Raw genomic sequence first — 26,141 nt, 5'->3', positions numbered from 1 at the left:
GGTAAAATTTTGCCTGCTAATTACTGGGGGCTCGTCTAATGGTAGGACAGCAGACTCTGGATCTGTATGTAGAGGTTCGAATCCTTTGCCCCCAGCCAGAGCTCAGAACACCCCGTCAGCTTGAGCCGGGGTGTTTTTGTAAGCGAGGAGGATCCCATGACTGATATACCATCTTCAACTCCCACTCATTTCATCCGTGAAGCCATTCAGGCTGATTTGATATCAGGCCGCTATGACCATGTTCACACTCGTTTCCCACCGGAACCGAACGGTTACCTTCATATCGGTCATGCGAAGGCCTTCAGCATCGATTTCGGCATGGCACGAGAGTTCGGTGGCAAGTGTAACCTCCGCTTCGATGACACCAACCCGGTCAAAGAGGATGTGGAGTATGTTGAATCGATTCAGGAGGATATCCACTGGTTGGGATTCGATTGGGAAGATCGCCTCTTCTATGCTTCCGATTATTTCGAGCAGCTCTACCAATTTGCTGTAAAGCTGGTCAAGAAGAACAAAGCCTACGTGGATGATCTCTCCGCTGAGGAGATCAGGGTGTACCGTGGCACGCTCACTGAGCCCGGCAAGAACAGTCCTTACCGTAACCGCAGTGTCGAGGAAAACCTAGACCTGTTCGAGCGCATGCGCAAAGGCGAATTCCCTGATGGAGCACGGGTGTTGCGTGCCAAGATCGATATGGCAGCCGGCAACATGAACATGCGCGATCCAGTCATGTATCGCATCCTACATTCCACCCATCACCGCACTGGCGATGCCTGGTGTATCTACCCAATGTATGATTTTGCTCACGGGCAGAGTGATTCGATCGAATGCATCACCCACTCATTATGCTCATTAGAGTATGAAGATCATCGGCCGCTTTATAATTGGTTCCTTGACGAGCTGGAAATCTATCATCCCAGGCAAATCGAATTCGGTCGATTCAACCTTAGCTACACCGTGATGAGCAAGCGTATGCTGCTTAAACTGGTCAAGGATGAATATGTGCATGATTGGAACGACCCACGTATGCCGACTTTGTCTGGCATGCGCCGGCGGGGTTATCCTCCGGAGGTCATCCTGCGGTTTCTTGAGGCTGTAGGCGTTCCGCACCACAACAACCTGGTCGATATTGCCCTATTAGAGTCCATGTTGCGTGATGATTTGAACCTTCATGCTCCACGAGTCATGGCAGTCCTGCATCCATTAAAAGTCGTGATAGATAATTACCCGGTAGGTCAGGTCGAGGAGCTGGAGGCGGTTAATAATCCTGAAGATTTGTCTGCCGGAACGCGCAAGGTGACATTCTCACGCGAGATCTATATTGATCGCGATGACTTTCGGGAAGATCCTCCGAAGAAATATTTCCGCCTGGCTCCGGGGCGGGAAGTCCGCTTACGCTACGGTTATTTTATTACCTGCGTCGATGTAATCAAGGATCCTGCTACGGGTGAAGTGGTAGAGTTGCACTGCACCTATGATCCTGCCACGCGCGGTGGTTATGCTCCCGATGGCCGCAAGGTGCAGGGCACTTTGCATTGGGTTTCCGCCCATAATGCCATCGACGTAGAAATCAGGCTGTATGACCGCCTGTTCACCCGCTCCGATATGAGTAATCTGGATGAGGGTGCTGATTTTCTTGATTATGTCAACCCCGACTCCCTTAAAATTGTCGATAATTGTAAAGCTGAGCATGGCTTGATTACTGCAACCAGAGGTATGCGTTATCAATTTGAGCGCGAAGGTTATTTCGTCGTGGATCCGGAATCAACCTCAGAGCACCTTGTTTTCAATCGTATCGTTCCCCTGCGTGATACCTGGGCTAAGATCGAGGAAGCTCACAAGAACAAAGCCAATTCATAGTGTTTTTCGTCAGGGTATGATAGGTTTCTTATGTCATACCCTGCTGTTTAATAAAGGATGGAATTATGTGCGGAATTGTCGGTTACATCGGACCTAAAAATGCCACACCCATCATCCTGAATGGGTTGAAACGCCTTGAGTACCGCGGCTACGACTCGGCTGGCTTAGCAATCATCCAGAATGATCACATCGAGGTACGACGGGATGTGGGCAAGCTCAGTAAATTAGCCGAACTTGTTTCTGAGATCCCGGTTTCAGGTCAGGTTGGTATCGGTCACACCCGCTGGGCAACCCATGGCGAACCGAGTGCACGAAATGCCCATCCTCATATTGGCATGACCGGTAATGTGGTCGTTGTCCATAATGGGATCGTTGAAAATTACCTCGAACTGCGTAATGACTTGTGTGAAGAGGGGGCCGTATTCAGCTCCGAGACTGATACGGAAGTAATCGTCCAGCTGGTGGAGCGCTACCAGTCCACCGAGACCAGCCTGGTGGAGGCAGCTCAAAAAGCCATGCGACAGCTCAAAGGCGCCCACGGCATCGTTTTGATGTCGTCTCTCGAGCCTGATAAAATCGTCGCTGCTCGCATCGGGAATGCCGGTGGGGTGGTGATTGGCATAGGCGAAAACGAGATGTTCATTGCATCCGATTTACCCGCAATTTTAGAGCACACACGGCGTGTGGTCTTTCTCGAATCTCGCCAGATGGCCATCGTTACCGCGGATGGGCTGAGTATTCAAACCCTGGATGGTAAACCAGTGAAATACCGTGAGCAGACTGTGGCTTGGGACCCGATTTCCGCTGAGAAAGGCGAATACCGCCACTTTATGTTTAAGGAGATCAACGAGCAGGTAAGGTCTCTGACCGACACCATCGCTGGTCGCATCGATTTAGAATACGCCAGGATCCAGTTAAATGAGCTGAACCTTACCCTTGAAAAAGCTCGCCAAATTGAGAAGATCGTCATCACTGCATGCGGCACCGCTTCGCACGCTGCTATGATCGGCCGTATCCTCATGGAACGCATCGCTCACATCCCAACTCAGATGGAGATTGCTTCGGAATTTCGTTACGCTGACCCGATAATTGATCGCGCCACAGTGGTTTTGGCAATCAGCCAGTCGGGAGAGACTGCCGATACCTTGGCCGCCATGGAAGAGGGACGCAGAAAGGGTGCTACGCTGTGGTCCATCGTCAATGCCATTGGCACTCAGGCCATGCGTATCGCCGACGGTTACATTTCCATGCAGACTGGACCTGAGATCGGTGTCGCCTCCACCAAAGCCTTCACGGCGCCCATTGTCGACCTCTACATGCTCGCCATTTTACTGGCCGATTTGCGTGGTACATTAAAGGAGAAGGAACGCCAGAAGTTGGTAAAAGGCTTGATGGTGATACCTGACCTGGTGGGTAAATGCCTTGACCGCCAGAAGGAAGTGGAGGTGGTGGCAGAGCAGCTTAAAGAAACCAGGAGCTGCTTGTATTTGGGCCGTGGGATTAATATGCCCATCGCTTACGAAGGCGCTTTAAAACTCAAGGAAATCTCTTACATCCACGCTGAAGGGTATCCTGCTGGTGAGATGAAGCATGGCCCGATTGCCCTGATTGACCGCGAGATGCCCGTGGTCGTTTTAGCACCCCACGATCCGTGGTATGAGAAGATGATCAGCCAGATCGAGCAAGCCAAGGCACGTGGCGGGGTGGTGATTGCCATTGCCACTGATGGCGACGAGATCATCCCTTCGCTAGTCGATCACGTCCTGTGGGTCCCCGAAACGCCCTGGCTGCTCAGCCCAGTGGTTACTGTGATTCCCCTACAGCTGTTAGCCTATCATATTGCCGCCAAGCGCGGCCTCGATGTTGACCAGCCCCGCAACCTGGCCAAGTCAGTCACTGTAGAATAAATTTTTCCATTATTTCGCGATACGATTAATAAAAAACTCGCCTTTTTCAAGTAGCTCCTGCCTGTCGTCCGGGTACTTAGGCTGGCTGAGTAATTCCAATGTCCGATCTCTCAGGAATGTGTCTGCTAAGGGCTGTCTGAGCTCCTGCCATTTCTCGAGACCCAACCGGGGGAAGATGCTGCTGGTATGATAAGCTGTGCGGAACGCTTTCATTGTCTGACGAGAAGAGATAAAATTCCCCCCAAAACCGGTCTTTTTGATCTCTTCAAAGGCTAATGTTTCTTCATTAAAAATGAAGCCTTTATTGAAATGCCTGGCTTGCTCAATGATCTCATTCGCATACACCACCATGCTTGGCGAAAAGACCTTGGATCCCAGGCTGCCACCGACGAAGGGTGCCAGACCGGCTTTCCCGATGCAGCTGGTCAGGTGGTTAATCCACAACGCCTCGCTGGCGATCAGGTCCGCCCCCCAACCATTGGAGCTGCCGGAAGTGCCAGCGTGGGGGATGCCGTAATGGGCCATCATCTCTGCACACGCCAGGTTTAGGAGCATGGTCTGCGGGTCGAAGAAATCCACCATGGTTTTCATATCGAAGAACGCCGGCAAGCTACCCAAAATCACAGGTGTGCCAGGCTTGAGCAGCTGGCTATAAACCAATCCAGCCAGTAGTTCTGCATTGAGCAGCGCAAGGGTCCCTGCAGAGGTGATCGGAGTTGACACGCCCGCCATTCCATAATTAGAAAAAATGATCGGCAGGCCTCTCTCAACCGATGCCATCATGTTCTGAGCGGTGCTATTGTTCAAGATCAGGGGTGTCACCGGGTTGAAGTAAGGGATCACGAAGGGGTTTTCGGTCACTTCTCCACACAACAGCTCGAGTAAGGAAAGGCACGGCTGAAATTGGTTTTCATCAGACACCAGGACGATCAATGGCTTGACCGTATTCACTACCATCTCCAGGGTCGCCACCAGGTCAGCCTGATCAGGCTTCACATCGCGGATGATCCCTATGGTTGAAATGAAGTCGTAAGATGGCAGGCTATTCGCCATGGCCACTGAGCTACGCATATGCTCACGAGCGAATGGCAGCACCCGGTCAGTTTGCGGATCCTGGTAAAAAAGATTGGTCACACCTATACCGAATCTGGTCTGGTCTTCGCCCAGGTGTGTAACCAGCTCTTTTTTCCGATTGTAGATAGCGATGCTCGCAGGAGCCTGGTCGAGCGCCCAGGCTACCAGCTCGGGCTGGATCACCAGGTGTTGCTCGTCGATGAATCTGATTCCATCAGCTGACTTGAATACGGTGATTGCCCTGGGAGAATCAACCCGGATGCCAATCTCGGCAAGTATCTTCAGGGAGGTGGCATGGATGCGGGCGATAGCCTCTTCAGATAGCACCTGGATACAAGGATGGACATCAAGTGATTTGTCCATGTTGGATTTCGCTAGAAGCCACCTTTTCTCATGAATCGTAGCGCTGAATCAGCCAGGATGGCCACCCCGTATGGCAGGCATTCGTCATTGACATCAAAATGTGAATTATGGTGTTCGCGTTCGTCACCTTCTACCTTGCTGCCCAGCACAAACATCGCCCCCGGTGCCAGCTCAGAGAAGCATCCGAAGTCCTCCGCGCCCAATCCATCCTGGGGTGGCAGGATATTTTCACTGCCGATCAGGTCTGTAGCAGTGGCTTTGATCAATTCAACCGCCTTTTCATCATTGATCATCGGTGGTGTGCCGATCTCAAACTTCAATGAATAATCTCCACCCAGCGATTTTGCTACATCAAACGCTTTTTTTATCTCGCGGTGGATCTGCTCCTGTACTTTATGCTCCATGTAGCGAATGGTGCCCAGGATATCCACCTGGTTCGGAATTACATTCTCGGCGTTACCAGCGTGGATCGACCCGATTGTCACTACAGCCGGGTCAAACGGGTTCAACCTGCGTGAGACGATCCCGTGTAATGCCAGAATGACATACGCTGACAGGTAGATAGGATCGACCGTCTCGTGCGGTCTGGCACCGTGACCACCCATCCCGATGATTGATCCACGAAAAGTATCCACCCCTCCCGAGGAAGGGCCTGCTCCGACCTGAATTTGACCCACGGGTACATGGGCCGATACGTGCAGCGCCAGGGTCAGGCCCACTCCACCTTGCATGGCACCATCTTCGATCATACGTGGGGCCCCACTAATGCCTTCGTCATCAGCCACCTCTTCAGCGGGTTGGAAGAGCAGACGCACCGTGCCAGGCAGGTTTTCTTCTTTGGAGAGAATTTCTGCCACACCAAGCAGGATGGCAGTGTGGGCATCATGGCCGCACGCGTGCATCACGCCCGGGTATTGCGATGTATATGCGGTTTTATTATCCTCCTGAAGCGGAAGGGCATCCATGTCTGCCCGGATGGCCACGATGGGTAATCCTTGGCCAATCTCACCGACCACGCCAGTTTTACCGACCTTCTCCTTCACCCGCAAACCCAGGGAGCGCAAGACCTCCGCCACCTTCGCCGATGTGCGATATTCGTTGAAACCGAGCTCCGGGTGCATGTGGAAATCACGGCGGTATTCGGTTAATTTGGTTTGGAGTTCTTTCGCTTGATTCAGCATATCTACCTCCGAGATTAGTGCTTCTTTAACTTTCTGTCCGCTTCCTTGAGAATATCATCCAGTTCCATTTCCTGACTTTGGGTAAGCGGAGGCACCTGGTGATTTGCCAGGATACGCACAGCTTCTGCCTGTGCTCTTTCTGCCATGCCAACGCGTCCATTCGCCTCCCACGTCTCCCACGAGCCGCGTTCAGCCAGCGATGTGAGCAGCACTTCACCACCTCTCAGGTAGCGCATGGTGTGTTTTTGCCCGAGGAAATTATGGCTGCCTTGCATCACAGACGCAATCACATCTACGGCCAGGGAATCATCATTCACATTGAAGCCACGCATCAGTCGTCGTACGCTGCTGGCAATCTCATTGTCACTGACGATCTGGGCAAAAGAGCCCATCACCCCTGCTTCCATTTCCCCAATCCCAGAGAGCTCATCCGCACCTGCCAGGGCCGGGATCATGGCATTTAAGGCTCTTTCATAGCCATTCTGGATATCGAGTGTGTGAGAATTGGTGGAAAAACCATACACATTCACCGGTAAGCCATAACGGTGTCCAATTTGCACAGTAGCAGCTGATGCCAGGCCAAGCTCGACCCCGCCCCATACGGAAATGCCCGTGCGTGGTTCCATCATCGCCAGGCGTCCACAGTAAATTATCGGTAAACCGGGGTGCACCAGCTGCGCCAGCACGATAGATGCCAGGATTTCGGCGTTCTGTTGTGCCACAGCGCCAGCGATCGAAAATGGTGCCGTCGTCCCAGCTGTTGGGCAGGGGAGTGGAGCAAACGGGATGCCCAGCCTGGCAATTTCGATGATTGCACCAGCTAAGCCATGCGACAGATTCAATGGGCTGACGGGTGAGACGCTCAAGGAGAAGACTTCCCTGGGTTCACCGATCACCCCAGCCATGCGTACTGCAAATTGAACTTCTTCAGCGGTTTGTACCCCAGGTCCCTGGAGCGGTTTGGTAGTATTTGGTATGGCATGCCGGTACATGGCTAAAGACATCAGGTGACCAGGCACATCGAGTGGCGTGAAGAAGGGCGTGATGGTAGTTGCTCCATCCATAGCATCCAGCAAACGTGTGCAGTCACGTAGATCCTGGACCGTGGCGTTCCGCCGTGTGCTGGTTTCAGTATCATAAATATCGCGCGCCCCACCCAGGTTGTGCCAGTGCAGCGTACCATCCCCGAGCACCTTGGTTGTGCCACCCCGCCCACGCAAAGTCACACGCCTGGTAGCTTTCGCCACCTGCGCTTCTACCAGGGTAGGGGGAAGGTGAACTTTATCTTTATTGATCACTGCTCCTGCTGCGCAGAATATCTCACGTGCCTCTCCATGTGAGAGGAGCAAGCCAGTTTCTTCCAGGATGCGCAGGCTTGCTGCATGCACAGCTTCGATCTCATTTTCAGACATCACTTTGAATTCGCCCATAGTCTCCTTTACGAGCTTCACCACGATTATTGGTTACAATCACCAGGCGAAAGATGAGAGGTGCGAAATGGAGAGATGACCAGCATCCCATCTCTCCAAGTGGATTATCCTAAATATTCAATTTACTCCAGGCAGGGTGGCTAAACCGGCTTGCTGTGCCTGGTGTTTCACCAGCTTATGCAGTTCCTGGAGTTTAGCTTTTTCGATTGTCGGTGCCTGGTAATTCTCAAGCAGGTGCTCTACCTGATGTTTTGCCCGGGTGAGCGCATCCAGGCTTCCGTCCTGGTGCCAGCCACGGATCGAGTCACGGTCTAATACTTTAGAGGGTAGATATTGCTCGTGGCTGAACAGCTCGCGCGTCACCTTCTGCTTGAGAAAGTCGCCTTTGAAATTAATCCCTTCAAACATCGCTGTCGCCAGGGTTTCGGTGGGTGTATGCATACCCGATAACAATCGTTTTGCCATGGCTACGATCTCAGCGTCGATGACCAGCTTTTCCAGGCTAAAGCAGGCCAGGAAGTCCAGCATCCCTGCACCCGAGATCATATTAATCCCTGCCAGTGCTCCGATGACCGCACTCATCCCGCTCTCCAGGCCTGCTTGGGCATCAATCACCTTGGCGTCGCTGGCACACAGGTAGGTATGGGTGGGTAAACCCACAAATTTCCCGATTTGTGCGTAAGAGGCATCGATCATAGCTGTTTCCACGGCCCCCATAGGGGTGGTGCCCTTGCGCATGTCAAAGATTGCTGGTGCTCCTCCCCATACGATGGGTGCACCCGGGTTGGCGAGCTGGTGAATGGTGACGCCGCTCAAGCATTCAGCTGCGTGTTGCACCACCGATCCTACCAGGGTGATCGGCGCGGTTGCTCCCGCCAGCGGCATGGAGACCATCTGGGCAGGCACGCCAGCTCGGGCCAGGTCGATTAAATTCTGGGCTCCAAAATTGCTCCATATTAATGGAGGCGATGGGCAGACATCGAAAACCGCCTGGGGTTTCTCCCGTAGCGCTTCTCGCCCACCAGCAAAGATAGATAGCATCTCGATCATTACATCCAGTGTGGGGATGGCAAATGCGCCGGTGATGATCGGTTTTACAGAATTTAATAGCACCAGGTACAAGCGATAGAAGTCGCTGATCGTCTTTGGGATTTCGTTACAGATCACCGCGGTTGACTGGGCGTCAAATTGCGGCATCATCTCGGTCAGCTTGATGATATTAACCAGGTCGTTCGCCATGGATGGGCGATGCTCGCCCGTTTCTGGGTCCAGGATGTGTACCCCGGATGAACCGGGATCGAAATGCACCATGTTGCCGCCATAATAGATCCTGGCATTCCCGTCACGGTCGAATAATGTGAACTGGTGTGGTGCGCTTTCAAGCGCCTGGTAGACCAGCTTCTCAGGGATTTGGACGACTTCCGCATCATGGTTAACATCCGCCCCGGCTTCTTCCAGCAATTGCCTGGCCGCCGGCGACTGGACCTTGATGCCTGGTGTGATCATCAGCTGAAAAGCTTCATCCAGGATCCTCTTGACTAATTCATCACTCAATAAGGAGATATTCGGCTGCATAATTGTTAATTGACCTCGACGGACGCAATGATCTTCTTGAGTTCTTTGGAGACTGCTGGATCCAGGGGTTCGGGCTGGTGTGTGCTGAGGATCTTGCGCGCTTTTTCCAACGCCCAATCTCGGCCGTCATCTTTCTTTTCTTCCCAAACGTTGTAAGGTCGCCTGTCCATGAATTGTGGGATGAAGATCTCACGCATGTGCTTCAAGGTGTGTTTTTGGCTCAGGAAGTTTCCTCCTGGTCCTACACTGCGGATCACATCCAGCGCCAGGGTTTCATCATCAACCACAATGCCTTGCATTACCTTCTGGATGATCGAGAATATCTCACAGTCCATCAACATCTGGGCATACGACCAGATACGACTGCCATGCAATAAACCAGCTCCAAGCAACATATCCGACATCACCACGCTGGCCATGAATGTTGATAAACTGTTTTCCACTCCTGCTTGCCAGTTGGGTTCCTTCGCGCCAGTGGCGAATGAGCCCATCGACAACGGAATATTATAAAAATCAGAGAGCTTGTTCTGTGCCGCACCGAAAAGGAAATCTTCTGGGCCTCCGCCGGTGTACGCCCCCGTGCGCAAGTCTGAAGCAGTTTGAGCAGCAGCGTAGAATACCGGTGCTCCGGGGTAGGCCAGCTCAATAAGGGCGGTTGCGCTGATCACTTCGGCATTTCCCACCACCAGGTTGCCAGCCAGGGTTGCCGGACCTGTGGTCAGGCAGGCTGCCATGGTCATGAAGCCGACGGGTAGTCCTGCTGCTGCGCCGATCAAGGCTGCATCCACACTGCCGCCATCCTGCCCGAGGGGTGGGGCTGTGCATTGCATGATGGATAGGACGGGGCGTTTTCGCAGGGCTTCTCTGCCACCCGCGATGGCCGTCGCCATTTCGATTGCAGCTTGGGCTTCCCATGCATTGTAAATACTTTCTGTTTGGGCATGCTTGGTGGAGTTTTCCCAGATGGCACGTAATTCGTGCAGGCCACGTGTCTTCGGAGGCAGGTCTTGGGCCGAAACGGCCACCCAATGGAAGGCAATCTCTTCCAGTGCGTCGCCCACCCGGGCAATATCGGCCACATCCTGCCAGGTGGACGTGCGACGCTTGCCGGTATGGATATCCAGCACTTCCACTCCGCACCCATCGGTGCCCAGGAAGACATGGTTGCCATCCAGAGGCAAGTCCTGGTCCGCTTTGCGGGCAGCCAGGTCATACTTCGGTGGGGCAAGCTTCAATGCGTCTTCGATGACCTTTCCTGGTACTTTAACCACCGAAGTGTCGCGGTCCACCTGTGCCCCATTATCTTCCCAGATATCAAGCGCTTGTTTGGAGGGGAAGCGTACCCCCACTGTTTCGATCACATCCAGGGTGGCTGTATGGGTGCGCTGGATTTCTTCAGGAGATAAGATATCCAGGTTAAGTTTCGGATTGGTGATTGATTTAATTTTCCCGGTCATATAGGCTCCTGCAAGAGTCTACACACCGAGCAGCTGCTTGGCCACCCGGGCTGCTCCAATGGCATCCTCACTATAACCATCAGCACCAATCTGCTTCACCCAATCCTGGGTTACTGGAGCACCACCTACCATCACCTTCACCTTGGAGCGCATGCCAACATCTTCAAGGGCTTCAATGACATCCCTCTGGTGCACCATGGTGGTGGTGAGTAAGGCGCTCATCGCCACGATATCTGCGCCAACTTCGCGAGCTTTCTCGACTACTTTCATTACTGGCACGTCTACGCCCATGTCATACACCTGGAAACCTGTGGCGGAAAGCATCGTTCCGACCAGCGTCTTGCCAATCTCATGGATGTCACCTTCAACGGTGCACAGCACCACTTTACCCAGCATCTTCCGCTCAGTGCCACGCTTGGCCAGCTCAGGCTCAAGGACTGCCACGGCTGCCTTCATGGCTTCACCCGCCATAACCAGCTCGGGCAAGAACATGTTGCCACAGCTGAACTGGTCGCCAACGAAGTTCACCCCATTCACAAACCCGTTATTGATCGCTTCCAATGGGTCAATGCCCAGATCGACAGACTTTTGTGCAAGCTCGGCTGCTTTTATGTCATCACCATCGGTGATGCTTTGGGCCATTTCCTTAAACAACTCTTCGTTTTGCATTTTATTCTCCTTTGATTTTCTTAATTAATGATGATTTGGGAACATTGACTTGATTTGATTTTCTATCTCGCGGATTAAGTCGTCCGAGAAATTTAGATAGGTTTTTAGGTCATGCCATTGGTTCTTGATATGGGTGGCTACCTGGCTGGAAGTTTCTTCTGCATTCCTGGCACCCAGGGCAGCGATGATCGCCTGATGTTCTGAATATTCGCGTTCAAGGCTGGCCTGTAGGAGCTCAGGGTGGCGGAACATGTATTCATAGAGCATCCAATCAGGGAAGGCGTTGGTGGTCATTTCATAGAGCTTATTAAGCAGCTGGCTACTCGCAGCTTCCACAATGCGGGTGTGGAACTGTTTGTTTAGCTGGCGTAGCCTCGCCATATCCTCCAATTTGACCAACTCAGCTGTATTGTCGATCAGGAAAGTTAAGGCTTGAACTTCTTCATTGGGAATGATGTTCGCAGCCAGGCGTGCCGCGGTGGATTCTAGTATGATGCGGAGCAGGAAGGCATCCACAATTTCCTTGTCTTCCAGGATGGGCACGCGCACTCCACGGTAGGGCACACGCTCTGCCAAGCCGGTGGCCACCAGACGGTCCAATGCTTCCCGTACAGGGGTCTGGCTCACTCCTAACAAAGTGGAGATGTCTTCCTGGCGTAGCCAATCTCCGGATGAATAGTTCCCCGCAATGATCTTGCCGGATAAATATTCATAGACTTCGTCGGTCAATGAGCGTTTACGTAAGACTTCACCAGCCTCAGGGATTGGATTGGGTAGATCCATATACTTCTTTCAGTGTGAAAACAAATCGGATATATCAAACGTGCGATATATTATATATTATATATTATTATTGTTATTTGGTAAAGGAAATGGGGATTACCCAGTCGGTCTGCTCAACGCAAAGACGCATTGTTGCAAACCCTTCGGTGTGCTCGACAAGCGCTCGGTTTGCTTGATGGGTGCATCCAGCAAAGTCTCCAGCAGGTAGCTGTCCATTTGGCATAATTCGGGGTGGTGGGTGCGTAGGGCTTGATAAGGGCAGTGATCCAGGATGATGCGCGGATTATCGATGTGTGCTTCCCAGTGAGCCTGGTAGTTCAGGTGGTTAAGCACACGCATGCAAGCATAAATACGGCGGGTAGGGTTATTCTTTTCCAAGGTGAAGCTGGCAGCCAGCTGGTTGGCGATCCGCCGGAGCAGTCTCTCGCGCTCGTCTTCGGTTATACCTTGTAGAAAATCTCCCAAGAGGATCTCAGTCAGGCTTTCCAGGTTATTAAGCCTCACCTGAGCGGCACTCCTGTAAATTTGGGTGGGACGCCCCTTGTTGCCCGATGGCTTTACGCCGATGATCTCCAGGCTATCCTGGTCAACCAGGATCGAAAGGTGGTGGCGGATATTGGCTGGCGTTACTTTAAAAACTCTGCTCAGCTCATCTACCGTTGCGCTATGATGTTCTTCGATATAACCTAAGATTTTTTGGCGTGCGTTCGACATTTAATTTTCCTCATTATAATCAAATTTCGCAATTATGCAAATATATATTTGCATAAATAGATTGACATGCCCTCTGATGAAGGTATAATCCAATTGATATGGAAATTGAGTAGAGGAGGTTCTTTTTATGAGCTTTGAGTTGAACAATCCAGGCTACGAGATCCCACCGGAGATGCAAGGTCAGGTAACGATCACCACCCTCGATAAGATCTATAACTGGGGGCGGCGCTCCTCCGTCTGGCCCATGATGTTTGGACTGGCGTGCTGTGCCATCGAAATGATCTGCACCGCTACCAGTCGCTTTGACTTTGCCCGTTTCGGTATGGAAATCATGCGTCCCAGCCCACGGCAAGCTGACCTGATGATCGTTGCTGGCACAGTCACCAAAAAGATGATCCCCCAAATCGTCCGGCTATACAATCAGATGCCTGAGCCCAAGTATGTTCTGGCGATGGGTGCCTGTGCCTCTGGCGGTGGCCCGTTCAAAGAAGGCTACAACGTCGTCTCCGGCGTCGATGAGTTCGTTCCCGTGGACGTATACGTGGCTGGCTGCCCTCCCACACCCCAGGCACTCTTAAACGGCTTTATCACGCTTCATAAAATGATCGATAAGCAGTCAATCAAGACGGTGCGCTGGTATCGCAAGGGTCCCGAACAACCTCTGCCAGTTCCCATCCTAGGTCCTGATCTGATTGATCCGCGCAAGTACATTGAAATCAAGGAGTACACCGAAACGAAATTAGAGGCTCAAATAGCTGCCTCTCAACCAGCCCCCGACCAGCCTCCTGCTACTTCAGCTGGTTGAAATCGTGATCCGAGATGGGAGCATATTCATGAGTAATCCAAGCATTGCACTTGCCACAGATCTGACACATATTTTCCCCGACATTATCGTACACGATGAGCGGCTAAATTACGAAGGTTATCTGGTAAAGCCTGAGCTGTTGCTATCCACCATGCAGAGACTGCGTGATGACCTCGGCTATGATTATCTCTCTTCGGTCACCGGCGTGGATTACCTGCCCGAGAATAAGATGGAAGTGGTCTATCACCTGCGCAAGTCAACCGGTGGCTCACCTCTGGTGCTTAAAGTCCAGTTGGACCGGCAGTGCCCGGTGGTCTCCTCGGTGGTACCCGTGTATCCTGGCGCTGAATTCCAGGAACGTGAAGCATATGACCTGCTGGGTATCAAGTTCGAAGGACATCCCGACTTGCGCCGGATTCTCACCTGGGAGGGTTTCAGCGGTCATCCTCTTCGCAAGGACTGGAAAGAAGGTTATTACGAAGAAGATGGCAAGCCATTTAAAAGCCGCTGGCCAGCAGGAATCTATCAAAGTGCTGAGCAGAAAAACCTTCTCGGAACAAATGTAGATTATCCCGCTGGTTTTGACCCTGAAAGCTGGGTGCCAGAGCCGGAGACTGCCCTGTACGCTGGTCTGAGTAAGCTGGAACGGACGGATGAGCCAACCGGGATCGACACGGAGCAGGTCATTGTCAACCTGGGTCCCCAGCACCCGTCCACTCACGGCGTCTTCCGCATGGCAGCCAAACTGGATGGAGAAACCATCGTGGGCTTGAAGCCTGTCATGGGGTATCTGCACCGCAACCATGAGAAGATCGGTGAGCGGAATACCTTCCTGGGTAATATGCCATACACCGATCGGTTGGATTATTTCAACTCAATGAGCAACAACTTTGGTTATGCCCTGGCTGTGGAAAAGCTGATGGGCATCAAGCCTCCTGAGCGGGCCGAATATATCCGGGTGATGATGGCAGAATTCACCAGGATCGTGAATCATCTGGCGTTGTTCGGCTTCCTGATGAACGATTTCGGTGCTTATTTCACTCCCTTCTTGTACGCGTTTGAGGAACGCGAGCTGATCCTCGATATCTTTGAAGCCACCGCTGGTTCACGCATGATGTGCAATTATTTCCGCTTCGGAGGGGTGGCGCGTGACCTGCCGGATGGCATTTTGGAAAAAGCGAAAGACCTGGTTTTCGAACGCTTACCGCGTAAGATTGATGATCTCGATACGTACATCACCAATAATGAGGTCGTGCGCCATCGAGCCGAAGGTGTGGGTGTGCTAACCCCAGAGCAGGCTCTGGCTTTCTCGGTGGTTGGTCCAGTCTTGAGGGCATCCGGTGTGCCCTATGACCTGCGTCGTGCTCAACCCTACAGCATATACGACCGCTTCGATTTTGATGTCGCTGTTCGTTATCATGGTGATGTCTATGACCGCTACCTGGTCCGCCTGGATGAGATGCACCAAAGCTTGCGTATCCTACAGCAGGTACTGAAAGACATCCCCGAAGGTCCCATCCAGGAAGGTAAGCCACAATACCAGGTGCGCGTGCCTGCGGGTGAAGCCTATGGCTGCGTGGAAGGTCCCAAGGGCGAGTTAGGCTTCTATGTTATCTCAAATGGCAAGCCCAACCCCTGGCGGTACCATGTGCGCGCCCCATCCTTTATCAACCTGACGCCCTTGGAGACGCTGTGTGTTGGTAATAAGGTGGCTGATGTGGTCGTGATCCTGGGTTCGATCGATATCGTCTTGGGTGAGACAGATAGGTGAGTGAAGAATGACCGAAGAAAAGAATGCCTATTCATATGGCGTAGGAATCCTCAAAACGTTGGGGTTGGCTTTCAAGCATTTTATCCAGACGTATGTGGATGATATTCGACGACATGGTAAGCGTTATTATTCAACGGATGGTGTTGCGTATCGTAGCAGCAAGGATGTCAGCGGGATATTCACCATCCAGTATCCCGAAGAGAAGCTCATTGTCCCTGAAGAATTCCGATATGTACCTTTCCTTATCTTTGATGAAAAGGATGGTGAAAAGGTCTACCGCTGTACCTCGTGTGGTATCTGCGCCAAGGTATGTCCTCCCCAGTGCATTTGGATTGTGCGTTCGAGTGACCCAAATACAGGCCGTCCCATCCCCGATCCAGCTGAGTTCACCATCGATATCGATATCTGCATGAATTGCGGCTTATGTGCCGAATACTGTCCGTTCGACGCCATCAAGATGGACCACGATTACGAATTATCGGCCTATGAGCGCAAGTCTAATGTATATGATAAAGCCCGCCTGGGCAAGCCTGTCTCGTATTATGCCTCCATCCGGCCAATCAACTACGCCCGTGAGCAGGCTGCCGAGCTTGAAGCTGAAGCCCAAAGGGCAGCCAGAAAGTCATCACACGCCTGAGACAATCATTTTATTGGTAGGCAAGTTGGTGGAGTTGTAGATGCAAAACAGTGAAGTGGACCTGCTATTTCCGTCCAGGGCGATAGAGCCATTGAGGAAATTGCGTGGTGAGCAATGGGAAAGGTTGATTTCGCACCTGGTCGAGCTTGAACCCACGGATCCAGAACAGGCGGCTTTTGTGCTATTCATGGTCCGCATTGGAGGTTGTACCACTTGCCAATCTGATTCATTTCGAGCGATGCGAGGCTGTGTAGTGTGCGCCAGTAATACCGTCAGGCGGTATAAGGGAAGCGATCAAGCCTTGATTGACCTATATGACGAGGCAAAACGCGATATTATCAGTTATATGAAAGAGGTATGATTTTATGATGTCTGAGTTGGTTAATGAGTCTGCTGTCCTGGATGCGCTCGGTAAAGTGCAGGAACCAGAGTTGCACAAGGACCTCGTAACTTTAAATATGATCCGCGATTTGGAAATTAAGGGTGAACAGGTGAAATTTACCATCGTGTTGACCACCCCCGCTTGCCCTTTAAAAACCAGAATCGAAAACGAAGCCCGCGCTGCAGTCATGCAGCTAAAAGGCGTCAGCAGCGTAGAGATTAAAATGGACTCCAGCGTGCCCAGTGATGGCCGCGCCAGGGGTGTTATGCAGCTCCCCATTCGCAATGCTGTAGCCATTGCATCGGGCAAGGGTGGGGTGGGTAAGAGCACCGTATCAGTCAATGTTGCCGTGGCCCTGGCACAGGCTGGTGCCTGTGTGGGCTTGCTTGATGCTGATATTTACGGCCCGAACATCCCCACCATGATGGGAGTGGCCAGGCTACCACCTCCTGGAAAAGAAAAGCTCGTGCCTGCCGAGGCCTATGGGGTTAAAATGATGTCGATTGGGTTCCTGGTCAAGCCCGACCAGCCTTTGATCTGGCGCGGACCCATGCTGCACTCCGCTATCCGACAGTTTCTTAGCGACGTGGAGTGGGGCGAGCTGGATTATTTGATTATCGACCTGCCCCCAGGCACTGGAGATGCTGCCTTGAGCTTGACCCAATCATTACCACTCAGTGGTGGGGTCATTGTGACCTTGCCCCAGCAGGTCTCCCTCGAAGATGCCCGCCGTGGCTTAGAGATGTTCCGACAGCTGAGTGTGCCCATTCTGGGCGTGGTCGAGAACATGAGCTATCTGCAGCTTGAGGACGGCACGCGCATGGATATCTTCGGCACTGGTGGCGGTGAACAGCTGGCCAGGCAGAGTAATGTGCCTTTCTTCGGCACGATTCCCATCGATCCCCGCGTGCGTGTGGGCGGGGATACGGGTAAGCCAGTTGTCGTTACCGATCCCACTTCTCCGGTTGCAGCTGCCCTGCGGAGCGTTGCCGAGCAGATTGCTGCCAGGGTGAGTGTGGCAGCCTTCGCTGGCGAAAATGTAGTCCCAATCAAGATTGTCGAATAATGAAGGTTCATTTTGGAAGATAATAGTCTTGTAGAAGAAGTAGTAGAAAATCCGGTCCTTGAGTCGTGCGTTGTTGGTTTGAAATTTCAACCAATTGGCAAAGTCTACAATTTTGATGCCAGTAATTACCGCGACGTGCAGATGGGTGATTACGTGGTGGTAGAAACCAGCCGGGGGATTCAGCTTGGGCGGGTGGCTCTGTTTGTGAAGAATCCAGAGCAGAATGCCACGCCAGGATTAAAGTCCATTATGCGCATAGCCACTCCGCAGGATTTGTTGGTACACCAGGAGCTGGAGCGATTACAAGTCGAAGCACTGGCAACTTGCCGAGCTAAAGTTGTTGAGCTGCATCTGTCGGATGTAAAAATTGTCTCTGCCGAATTCAGCCTGGATAGCAGCCGCCTGTTGTTTGTCTATTCCAGCGATGAAGGAGAGAAATCCGACCTTAAATCCCTGAAGAAAGCTATGCAACGCCTCTACCCCCAGACACACGTAGAGCTGCATCTGGTCGGGCCGCGTGACGTAGCCAAGACTCTAGGAGGCATGGGTGCCTGTGGCATGGATTGCCGCTGTTGTTCTGCTTTTCTCACTGAATTCAGCCCGATCTCGATCAAGATGGCCAAGGAACAAGGCATATCGCTCACCCCAACCGAGATTACCGGCATGTGTGGACGTCTGCGCTGTTGCCTGGTGTATGAGTATGAACAGTACGTGGAGGCCCGTAGGCTGCTGCCCAAAAGGGGCAAGCTGGTAGTAACCCCACGCGGTAATGGAAAAGTCTTGGATGTCAATCCATTAAAAGGTGCTGTATTGGTTGAGCTTGAACAAGGCACACCCCACGAGTTCCTGCAGGAAGAGCTTCAGCCGTTGGAAGAACTTGAAGCGCTCAAGAATAAAGCTGGAGAGGCTTGTGAAGGCTGTTCGGAGGATAACCGCCCAATATCAAAGCGCCCTGAGCCCAGAAAAGCCAGGAAAAAATCGCGTGGCCGACCTCGTTAAAGGACCCGACGCCTGGGATTCTCACCAGAAGATCCTGATCGTGCTTGCTCATCCGGATGATCCAGAGTTCTTCTGTGGAGCGACGACTGCCCGTTGGGTCAGGGCAGGACATACGGTGAGTTACTGTGTTATTACCTGCGGAGATAAAGGCACCAAGGACCTGACCCTTACAGCGCAAGAGCTATGTTCCATCCGCCAGGGCGAGCAACGCGCTGCTGCAGCGGTCCTGGGAGTTAGTGACGTGCGTTTCCTGGGTTATCCGGATGGCTATCTGGTTCCTGATTTAAAACTTCGCAAAGAGATCACCAGGGTTATTCGCACGGTCAAGCCCGATATTATGGTCACATGTGACCCGCAGACCCTCTTCACGCTTACCGGCGGTTTGAATCACGCAGATCACCGGGCTGCTGGGCAGGCTGCATTGGATGCGGTTTTTCCGGCTGCCCGAGACCATCTCAATTTCCCTGAACTGTGGCTGGAGGAAAAGCTTGAGCCGCATATCGTCCGTGAAGTGTGGGTGAGTGGCACGCTGGCGCCTGATGTGACCCTCGATGTGACTGACACATGGGAAATCAAGCTGCAGGCATTGTATGAACATAAAAGCCAGATTGGTGACCCGGTAAAATTTACCGAGCGCCTGCGAAACCGGCGTACTCCCGACAGCACGCCGGAAAATCCACGCTACGAAGAGAAATTTCGCCGGCTGGTATTGGGTTGATAAGTCATTATTATGGTAGTTGCATCTAAATAATTAGAGGGATTATGGATCATACTTTTACTCAAGCACAAGCTTTATTTGAATACACCCGCACATTACGCCGAGATTTTCACCAACATCCCGAGCTAGGCTTGAAAGAGGTTCGCACGGCCAGCATTATCGCCCGTGAGCTGTCGAACCTTAGTTTGGAAGTCCATAATGGTGTCGGACAAACCGGTGTAGTCAGCCTCATTGAGGGCAAAGCAGCGGGGCCTGTTGTTTTATTACGCTTCGATATGGATGCTCTGCCCATCCAGGAGCAGACGGGTGCAGAGTACGCTTCTCTCACCCCAGGAGTGATGCACGCTTGTGGGCATGATGGCCATGTTGCCATTGGTTTGACCGTCGCACGCCTCTTGAATGAACACCGCCACGAGTTTTCTGGGACGGTTAAGCTCGTTTTCCAACCCGGTGAGGAAGGACTGGGCGGTGCGGAAAAGATGATCGCCGATGGCGTCCTTGTCGATCCCAAACCTGATATTGCACTTTCTCTCCACGTCTGGAACGAAAAACCAGTTGGATGGGTAGGGATTGTCCCTGGTCCCGTCATGGCAGCTGCTGATACTTTTTCGGTGAAGATCACTGGCAAAGGTGGGCATGGTGCCGGACCGCACCTCACCGTTGATCCGATCGTGGCAGCCGCTCAGGTGGTATCGGCCTTACAGTCCATCATCTCACGCAATGTGAATCCCCTCAAAACCGCAGTAGTCACTGTCGCTTCCATCCATGCGGGGGAGGCTTTTAATGTCATTCCAGCCGAGATCGAGATGAAGGGTACTTTACGGACCTTTGAAACCGAAGTCCGCGACATGCTGATCAAGCGCTTCCAGGAGGTGGTGAATAACGTCTCACTCGCCATGGGCTGCCAGGCGGATATCGAGATACAATCCATCACCCCCGCGGTTGTAAATGATCCTGAGATTACCAACCGAGTGCAGCAAGTTGCCCAGGGATTGCTTCCCAAAGACTTGCTCGATTTTCAGACGACCACCATGGGTGCGGAGGATATGGCCTTCATCCTACAGGAGATTCCTGGTTGTTATTTCTTTATTGGCTCTGCCAACCCTGGCCGCCACCTGGATGCCCCACACCACAATTCCAGGTTCGATTTCGACGAATCTATTTTGCCCAAGGCAGCTGGGTTAATGGTGGCTTCTGCACTGGCATTTTTAGGTCACTGATATTCCTAAACATGATGGAGTACACATGAATTTGACTACACAAACGTCTAACACATCGGATGTAAACGAGCCCACCAGGTGGGTAAATAATTTCAACATCACTGTCGCCACGGTCAACGGTTCAGGCAGCCAGACTTCCAATCTGACCCTCATGCGCGCCTTGTTCAAGATGGGGCTGCCAGTCTCGGGGAAGAATATCTTCCCATCCAATATCCAGGGACAACCCACCTGGTATACCATCCGTATCAATGAAGCAGGTTACCTTGCCCGGTGTGAGACGAGTGAGATCGTGGTCGCCATGAACCCTGCTACCTTCACCCGTGATGTGGAAGGATTGGCTGATGGGGGCGTCCTGTTCTATGATGACAGTATACGCTTACCCATCACTCGCCAGGATGTGCATGCCTATCCCATGCCGGTGAAGCAGATGGTGCGTGAGACGGAATTGCCCAATAACATTAGGGATTACATTGCCAACATGGTTTATGTAGGGATTGTCGCTCAGGTGTTAGGCATAAATATGGACCAGATTTATCAGGCCCTCGAGTTCCATTTCAAGGGCAAACAGAAACCCATCGACATGAACTGGGGCATGGTCAGGAAAGCCTACGATTGGGCTGAATCCAACCTGACGAAAACTGACCCCTATGCAGTACGATCTGCCGATAAAACCGCTGGTTTCATCATGGCAGATGGGAACACAGCTGCTGCCCTGGGTGCCCTATATGGTGGCCTGCAGTTCGCCGCCTGGTATCCCATCACTCCAGCCACTTCGTTAGCTGAAACGCTCAATGAGTATGTGCCAGTCTTCCGTAAGGATCCCGTTACTGGAAAAAACACATGCGTTGTCATCCAAGCCGAGGATGAGCTGGCAGCGATTGGCATGGTTATTGGGGCTGGTTGGTCAGGCTTGCGGTCAATGACCTCCACTTCAGGCCCTGGTCTCAGCCTGATGGTCGAGTATGTCGGATTGTCGTATTTTGCCGAAGTCCCTGTGGTCATCTGGGACATCCAGCGCATTGGTCCCTCTACTGGTTTACCAACCCGCACATCTCAAGGTGACTTGCGCCTGGCTTATACCATGGGCCACGGTGATGCTCGCCATGTGGTGCTCTTCCCAGGCAGTGTCACGGAGTGTTTCGAGTTTGGCTGGAAAGCCTTCGATATCGCCGAACGCCTCCAGACTCCGGTATTGGTCCTCTCAGACCTGGATTTCGGTATGAACCAGTGGATGACGAAGCCATTTGTGTACCCCGACCGACCCATGGACCGCGGTAAAGTCTTGTGGGAAGATGACCTGCAGAAGATGAGCGAAAAATGGGGCCGCTACCTCGACACGGATGGTGACGGTATACCGTACCGCACCTTGCCCGGCAACCATCTGTCCAGTGCAGCATATTTTGCGCGTGGCACAGGGCATGATGAATACGCCAGTTATAGCGAGGAGCCTGAAGTTTGGGAGGGTAACATGCTTCGCTTACGTCGCAAGCTGGAGAGCAATCTGGCTATTCTTCCGAAGCCGGAGATAACTTTCGCTGAAGGTGCTTCCATTGGCATCATCTCTTATGGCTCAACCACCGAGGCGATCTGCGAAGCCATTGAGAACCTTACATACAGGGGATTGAAAATCGACCACCTGCGGATGCGTTCACTACCAGTGGCACAAGAGGTAAAAGATTTCGTTCACTCCCATGAGCGTAACTACGTCATCGAGCTTAATCGCGATGGCCAATTACACCAGATCTTGCAGCTGGAGATCCCAGACTGTAGCATGAAGTTGATATCTCTTACTCACCTGGACGGCATGCCCCTCACGGCGGCATGGGTGGAAAGCCAGGTCACTACGAAGGAGAGTTAGGAAACTATGACAGATCAAACAACCCAATTAGCACGTGGCCAGGTGAACCAGGTTGGCCTGACCAAGAACGATTATCGAGGCAACCCCAGCTCGTTATGCCAGGGTTGCGGGCATAACTCCATTTCAAGCCAGATCATCGCGGCTTGTTATGAAATGAATATCGTTCCTGAAAAAATAGTCAAATTTAGTGGAATTGGCTGCTCGAGCAAGAGCCCATTTTATTTCCTGAACCGGTCATTCGGTTTCAACGGGCTGCACGGGCGTATGCCTTCCCTGGCCACGGGTGCCTTGTTTGGTGATATCTCACTGCATGGTATTGGCGTTAGCGGTGACGGCGACACTGCCAGCATCGGTATGGGCCAATTCAAGCACATCGTCCGCCGGAATGTCCCCATGGTTTACATTGTTGAGAACAACGGCGTGTACGGACTCACCAAAGGCCAGTTCTCCGCCACAGCTGATGAAGGCCTGGAGCTAAAGAAGCAAGGCACCAATCCCTACCTTCCTGTGGACATTGCCTGGGAAGCATTGGTAGGTCATGCTACCTTCGTAGCCCGCTCCTTCGCCGGCGATCCGAAGCAGGTCAAGGAGCTGATCAAGGCTGCACTCAGCCATAAGGGTATCGCCATATTGGATATCATTAGCCCATGTGTCACCTTTAATAACCAGGATACTGCTGTGCATTCTTACTCCTGGGGTAAGGAGCACGAGGTAGCTCTTCATGACTTATCGTATGTGCCACCTGCAGAAGAGATCATGGTCGATTATGAAGATGGTCAGCTTAAAGAAGTGACCATGCACGATGGCTCGACGATCTTATTAAAGAAGCTTGAGCGTGATTATGACCCCACAAATCGTGCGGAAGCCATGCGCGTGCTCGAGGAATCAAACAAAGACTGCTGCCTGATCACTGGCCTCATCTATATTGATGAAACCCAGCCAACCCTAATTGAGCTTTACAACCTGCCGGCTGAGCCGCTCAACCGCCTACCGGAAGAGCGCCTTCGCCCTGCACGAGAGACGATGGAAAAGCTGAACGCATTGATGTTCTAACCACTTTCCACACCGTTTTGTTCACTTATACAAAAAAATGAGGCGCCTTATTCGGCGTCTCATTTTATAGTTAAATAAATTTTCACTTAATTGTTTGTGAATATGAGGGTTTTATTTCCCCAGGAAGCCTTGCGACCAGTATAAAAGCACCCCGCTGGCTGGTTTTCCGTGGATCGAAGTGGATTTGTCCTGCAACAGCGCCGGGGGATAATATCCCATTGCCACAAAACCTGCGATCCAGCTGCGTTCGTTGATCGCTCCCAGCATCGCATTGTATACCCTGGCCTGCTCTTGTAAATTCAAGCCTACTGCGCTTATATCAGGGTTGGGCTGGGCCAGCAATTCGTAGCTCAAGCAACCACCATCAGATAGTGCGATACAACCGGTGGCTGCCTGGTCGATCGATGGGTACGAGATGGCCAGGATCACCGGCTTCCCAATGATTTGCTGGAAGGGCAAAATTTGCTCGTCAAGTAGTGTGCCTGCCTGGGCTTGCATTTGCTCGATTGGTGTACCTGGTTGCGTCGCCAGAGGGGCTGACCAAAGTATGTATACCTGGTCAAAAGCATCCAGGAATGGTGGAGGATTTATGACTCCATCAGGATAAGAGACTACCCATGCCAGCTTGCCGGTAAAAGTTGCCCGTACGTTTTGAACCAGTTCTCTCCAACGGATTTCGATGTCCTGCGGTACGTTGCTGGATGATCCATCTGGTACCAATCCCCCCGGAATGGCAGGGTTGAGCCAGTCGCCACCCAGGATCAGCCCCGATGCTCCACTTGCCTCTGCCACTGCGGCATGGTGCAGTACAAAGCTTGAATATCTCTCAAAGAAGGATACCCACCAGGGATAATCCCGGGCAGAATCCAGCCACCACTGGTTATAACCAGCAGGGAAGTTCGCCTGTGGAAACAAGGCTACATGCAGGTTAGCTGTATGTGCTTCGTTGATCGCCATAACCAGCTCAGGCTGCAGCATGTCATGGGATGGCAGGGGTTCAAGGATGGGTGGAGTGTTGTTGGTGAATGTCCAGGTCGGGCGCAAGACGAGCCAGTTTACGCCTGACACTTGTGTATCCTTGATCGAACTGCCCAAAAGCGGGTTGTAGGAAGGATGGAACATGGGCTGAAAAGCCAGGCCAGCCACAAAATCTCCTCCCCTGGCCGTTACCTGCAGTCCTGGCACTTCTGCTTGCTGGTAGGAATCGCTCAACCAGGCCCAGCTCGTTACACTATCTTTAATCATGCCCGGATTCGTCTTGGGATTTATCTCCCGGCCAATGGCGTTGGGTCCCATCGTGGAGGAATCGTCAGCGGCATCACATTGCTCCTGGCGACAATAGCGGTAATGAAGAGAAGTCTGGTTGTTGAAAGGACCCATCAGGGTAAATTGCCACTCAGGAGGCCCTTGTGTACCAATTACCGGCTGCATAGTGAGTGGCTCAAGCCAGCCGAAGCCCGGATTGAATTGGATTGAGACCGATTCACTTTCCGGCGTATTGGCAGGCACTCCAACATTGAATTGGATAGGTCGCCCTCCGGGGGCCAACCAGGTGTCAATGACATCATCCTGTTGTAGCTCTGAACCTGGTACATTCAATGTGCGCAGCTTGAATTCCCCTCCTGTAGTCCTTTCGCTGCTCCATAAGCCATCGCCAAGTGTGTACTTGTATTCTATATACGTATCACTTGGTAGAAAAAGTGTGAGCATATAACGGCCATCCGCCAGCTTTCCGAGATTCGGCATGCGTGACGCTAAGGTGCTCACTCCGCCTGAAAGGTCAGCAAAGGTGTTTCCCATCTGGGTGAGATTCCCCGCCAGGCGGATGTTGGCTCCTGGTGGTGTATTCGCAGGTACCCTGACAGTGAAGATTACCGTCACCAGCTTGGTTGGCCTCAAGTGGATTACCACCGGTGTGGTCGAATCGGCAGCGACCACAGCCCCTTGTTGGAAGATTTGGTAGGCACCATCGAGCGCATAGAAAACCAGCGTATGTGTGCCTGGTGGTAGACCTTCCAGCAAGAAGGATCCGTCTGCCAGGGAGAAGGACTGTTCTCCTCCCGCTGTCACCAGGATGTTGCCAATGCCTTTTCCCGTGGTCAAATCCTGCACCTTGCCCATGATTCTCCCGCTGGGTCCCGTGGTCTCCGTGTCAGTCCACCGGCTGATTACATCCTGTACCGATCCTGGACCTTGTACGTTATACAGCCTGTAGCGTACTGGACGGTCGTTATACAGGTGTTCGTTAACGCTTGTTACCCCCTCCCGGCTGTAGCGGTACTTGATCACCCTGCCTACGGTCAATGGTAAGGTGACAGAATAGCTCAGCGAGCTGTCAGCCTGCATGATGTATTTTTGCGGATTGAATGACAGACCGGTCACCTCATCCAGCACATTAAGATAGACAGAATCACCTGCCTGGAGGGGCTGCGGGAGGCTGGCAGTGAATGTTACCTCGGATGGCTGGATTTCTGAACCATTTGAGGTCTGAGATTCGTCTGAGGTGATGCTACTCAGCCCTGGAAAATTGCATCCTGCTAGCAGGCTGAATACCAGAACAAGCCCGAAAAAATTCCAGAGTGTTTTTGTGATGGATTTAGGCATGGATGTGTCTATAGA

21 protein-coding genes and 1 tRNA gene are annotated in these 26,141 nt (G+C 52.3%); 13 read left to right on the top strand and 9 right to left on the bottom strand.

Annotated elements, in window-relative coordinates; genetic code table 11:
- The first annotated feature begins 24 nt into the window (after positions 1 to 24).
- From C3F13_10480 to glmS, 3 genes are all read left to right on the top strand, one after another.
- Positions 25 to 98 (top strand) — tRNA-Gln (locus C3F13_10480).
- Positions 99 to 156: 58 nt separating this feature from the next.
- Complete coding sequence (locus C3F13_10475; GenBank protein ID PWB53036.1) at positions 157 to 1,860, top strand: glutamine--tRNA ligase; 1,704 nt, start codon at positions 157 to 159, stop codon at positions 1,858 to 1,860.
- A 65-nt stretch (positions 1,861 to 1,925) separates the two neighbouring features.
- Positions 1,926 to 3,767 (top strand): glutamine--fructose-6-phosphate transaminase (isomerizing), encoded by a 1,842-nt coding sequence (glmS, locus tag C3F13_10470; GenBank protein ID PWB53035.1) that lies wholly within the window; start codon positions 1,926 to 1,928, stop codon positions 3,765 to 3,767.
- A gap of 9 nt (positions 3,768 to 3,776) precedes the next feature.
- Here glmS and C3F13_10465 read toward each other — a convergent pair whose 3' ends face one another.
- The 8 genes from C3F13_10465 to C3F13_10430 form a co-directional block, all read right to left on the bottom strand.
- Positions 3,777 to 5,204: a hypothetical protein gene (locus C3F13_10465; protein ID PWB53034.1), complete on the bottom strand. Its 1,428-nt coding sequence runs from the start codon at positions 5,202 to 5,204 to the stop codon at positions 3,777 to 3,779.
- A gap of 11 nt (positions 5,205 to 5,215) precedes the next feature.
- Positions 5,216 to 6,385: an amidohydrolase gene (locus tag C3F13_10460; protein PWB53033.1), complete on the bottom strand. Its 1,170-nt coding sequence runs from the start codon at positions 6,383 to 6,385 to the stop codon at positions 5,216 to 5,218.
- A gap of 14 nt (positions 6,386 to 6,399) precedes the next feature.
- A complete protein-coding gene (locus C3F13_10455; protein PWB53032.1) occupies positions 6,400 to 7,815 on the bottom strand; it encodes a hypothetical protein in 1,416 nt (471 codons plus the stop codon).
- A 117-nt stretch (positions 7,816 to 7,932) separates the two neighbouring features.
- A complete protein-coding gene (locus C3F13_10450; GenBank protein PWB53031.1) occupies positions 7,933 to 9,390 on the bottom strand; it encodes a hypothetical protein in 1,458 nt (485 codons plus the stop codon).
- Between the two features lie 5 nt (positions 9,391 to 9,395).
- The gene (locus tag C3F13_10445) at positions 9,396 to 10,847 is read right to left on the bottom strand and encodes a hypothetical protein (GenBank protein ID PWB53030.1); all 1,452 of its coding nucleotides are present in this window, start codon (positions 10,845 to 10,847) and stop codon (positions 9,396 to 9,398) included.
- A gap of 18 nt (positions 10,848 to 10,865) precedes the next feature.
- Positions 10,866 to 11,516 carry a hypothetical protein gene (locus C3F13_10440; protein ID PWB53029.1) on the bottom strand — a complete coding sequence of 217 codons (651 nt, stop codon included), beginning with the start codon at positions 11,514 to 11,516 and terminating at the stop codon, positions 10,866 to 10,868.
- Between the two features lie 24 nt (positions 11,517 to 11,540).
- On the bottom strand, positions 11,541 to 12,299 hold the full coding sequence (locus C3F13_10435; GenBank protein ID PWB53028.1) for a hypothetical protein: 759 nt from the start codon (positions 12,297 to 12,299) through the stop codon (positions 11,541 to 11,543).
- 96 nt (positions 12,300 to 12,395) lie between these two features.
- Positions 12,396 to 13,013 carry a hypothetical protein gene (locus tag C3F13_10430; protein ID PWB53027.1) on the bottom strand — a complete coding sequence of 206 codons (618 nt, stop codon included), beginning with the start codon at positions 13,011 to 13,013 and terminating at the stop codon, positions 12,396 to 12,398.
- Positions 13,014 to 13,140: 127 nt separating this feature from the next.
- On the opposite strand from C3F13_10430, the gene C3F13_10425 reads away from it, so the two are divergent.
- The 10 genes from C3F13_10425 to C3F13_10380 are packed head-to-tail and all read left to right on the top strand — an operon-like array spanning position 13,141 to position 23,522.
- Positions 13,141 to 13,818: an NADH-quinone oxidoreductase subunit B gene (locus C3F13_10425; protein PWB53026.1), complete on the top strand. Its 678-nt coding sequence runs from the start codon at positions 13,141 to 13,143 to the stop codon at positions 13,816 to 13,818.
- 28 nt (positions 13,819 to 13,846) lie between these two features.
- Positions 13,847 to 15,589 (top strand): NADH-quinone oxidoreductase subunit NuoD, encoded by a 1,743-nt coding sequence (locus C3F13_10420; GenBank protein ID PWB53025.1) that lies wholly within the window; start codon positions 13,847 to 13,849, stop codon positions 15,587 to 15,589.
- Positions 15,590 to 15,596: 7 nt separating this feature from the next.
- Positions 15,597 to 16,226 carry a hypothetical protein gene (locus C3F13_10415; GenBank protein PWB53024.1) on the top strand — a complete coding sequence of 210 codons (630 nt, stop codon included), beginning with the start codon at positions 15,597 to 15,599 and terminating at the stop codon, positions 16,224 to 16,226.
- Between the two features lie 40 nt (positions 16,227 to 16,266).
- Positions 16,267 to 16,587, top strand: a complete 321-nt coding sequence (locus C3F13_10410) for a hypothetical protein (GenBank protein PWB53023.1) — start codon at positions 16,267 to 16,269, stop codon at positions 16,585 to 16,587.
- Positions 16,588 to 16,603: 16 nt separating this feature from the next.
- Complete coding sequence (locus C3F13_10405; GenBank protein ID PWB53102.1) at positions 16,604 to 17,674, top strand: chromosome partitioning protein; 1,071 nt, start codon at positions 16,604 to 16,606, stop codon at positions 17,672 to 17,674.
- 12 nt (positions 17,675 to 17,686) lie between these two features.
- Positions 17,687 to 18,673, top strand: a complete 987-nt coding sequence (locus C3F13_10400) for a hypothetical protein (protein PWB53022.1) — start codon at positions 17,687 to 17,689, stop codon at positions 18,671 to 18,673.
- Positions 18,477 to 19,391 carry a hypothetical protein gene (locus C3F13_10395; GenBank protein ID PWB53021.1) on the top strand — a complete coding sequence of 305 codons (915 nt, stop codon included), beginning with the start codon at positions 18,477 to 18,479 and terminating at the stop codon, positions 19,389 to 19,391. The genes C3F13_10400 and C3F13_10395 overlap by 197 nt, the downstream gene beginning before the upstream one ends.
- Positions 19,392 to 19,435: 44 nt before the next feature.
- Entirely contained in the window at positions 19,436 to 20,611 is a 1,176-nt protein-coding gene (locus C3F13_10390) for an amidohydrolase (protein ID PWB53020.1), read from the top strand.
- A gap of 25 nt (positions 20,612 to 20,636) precedes the next feature.
- Positions 20,637 to 22,469 carry a 2-oxoacid:acceptor oxidoreductase subunit alpha gene (locus tag C3F13_10385; GenBank protein ID PWB53019.1) on the top strand — a complete coding sequence of 611 codons (1,833 nt, stop codon included), beginning with the start codon at positions 20,637 to 20,639 and terminating at the stop codon, positions 22,467 to 22,469.
- Positions 22,470 to 22,475: 6 nt separating this feature from the next.
- On the top strand, positions 22,476 to 23,522 hold the full coding sequence (locus tag C3F13_10380; GenBank protein ID PWB53018.1) for a 2-oxoglutarate ferredoxin oxidoreductase subunit beta: 1,047 nt from the start codon (positions 22,476 to 22,478) through the stop codon (positions 23,520 to 23,522).
- Between the two features lie 111 nt (positions 23,523 to 23,633).
- Here the strand turns inward: C3F13_10380 and C3F13_10375 are convergent, their stop codons facing one another.
- Complete coding sequence (locus C3F13_10375; GenBank protein ID PWB53017.1) at positions 23,634 to 26,126, bottom strand: hypothetical protein; 2,493 nt, start codon at positions 26,124 to 26,126, stop codon at positions 23,634 to 23,636.
- Between the last annotated feature and the right edge of the window lie 15 nt (positions 26,127 to 26,141).

The organism is Anaerolineales bacterium (assembly GCA_003105035.1).
GTDB lineage: Bacteria > Chloroflexota > Anaerolineae > Anaerolineales > UBA4823 > FEB-25.
The sequence above is the reverse complement of the archived record's forward strand: the minus strand, read 5'-3'. Positions and strand labels throughout refer to the sequence as shown.

Bases quoted from the DNA above. Each gene is read 5' to 3' on its own strand.
- C3F13_10475 (PWB53036.1), top strand. From the start codon at position 157: ATGACTGATATACCATCTTCAACTCCCACTCATTTCATCCGTGAAGCC.
- glmS (PWB53035.1), top strand. From the start codon at position 1,926: ATGTGCGGAATTGTCGGTTACATCGGACCTAAAAATGCCACACCCATC.
- C3F13_10465 (PWB53034.1), bottom strand. From the start codon at position 5,204: ATGGACAAATCACTTGATGTCCATCCTTGTATCCAGGTGCTATCTGAA.
- C3F13_10460 (PWB53033.1), bottom strand. From the start codon at position 6,385: ATGCTGAATCAAGCGAAAGAACTCCAAACCAAATTAACCGAATACCGC.
- C3F13_10455 (PWB53032.1), bottom strand. From the start codon at position 7,815: ATGGGCGAATTCAAAGTGATGTCTGAAAATGAGATCGAAGCTGTGCAT.
- C3F13_10450 (PWB53031.1), bottom strand. From the start codon at position 9,390: ATGCAGCCGAATATCTCCTTATTGAGTGATGAATTAGTCAAGAGGATC.
- C3F13_10445 (PWB53030.1), bottom strand. From the start codon at position 10,847: ATGACCGGGAAAATTAAATCAATCACCAATCCGAAACTTAACCTGGAT.
- C3F13_10440 (PWB53029.1), bottom strand. From the start codon at position 11,516: ATGCAAAACGAAGAGTTGTTTAAGGAAATGGCCCAAAGCATCACCGAT.
- C3F13_10435 (PWB53028.1), bottom strand. From the start codon at position 12,299: ATGGATCTACCCAATCCAATCCCTGAGGCTGGTGAAGTCTTACGTAAA.
- C3F13_10430 (PWB53027.1), bottom strand. From the start codon at position 13,013: ATGTCGAACGCACGCCAAAAAATCTTAGGTTATATCGAAGAACATCAT.
- C3F13_10425 (PWB53026.1), top strand. From the start codon at position 13,141: ATGAGCTTTGAGTTGAACAATCCAGGCTACGAGATCCCACCGGAGATG.
- C3F13_10420 (PWB53025.1), top strand. From the start codon at position 13,847: ATGAGTAATCCAAGCATTGCACTTGCCACAGATCTGACACATATTTTC.
- C3F13_10415 (PWB53024.1), top strand. From the start codon at position 15,597: ATGACCGAAGAAAAGAATGCCTATTCATATGGCGTAGGAATCCTCAAA.
- C3F13_10410 (PWB53023.1), top strand. From the start codon at position 16,267: ATGCAAAACAGTGAAGTGGACCTGCTATTTCCGTCCAGGGCGATAGAG.
- C3F13_10390 (PWB53020.1), top strand. From the start codon at position 19,436: ATGGATCATACTTTTACTCAAGCACAAGCTTTATTTGAATACACCCGC.
- C3F13_10385 (PWB53019.1), top strand. From the start codon at position 20,637: ATGAATTTGACTACACAAACGTCTAACACATCGGATGTAAACGAGCCC.
- C3F13_10380 (PWB53018.1), top strand. From the start codon at position 22,476: ATGACAGATCAAACAACCCAATTAGCACGTGGCCAGGTGAACCAGGTT.
- C3F13_10375 (PWB53017.1), bottom strand. From the start codon at position 26,126: ATGCCTAAATCCATCACAAAAACACTCTGGAATTTTTTCGGGCTTGTT.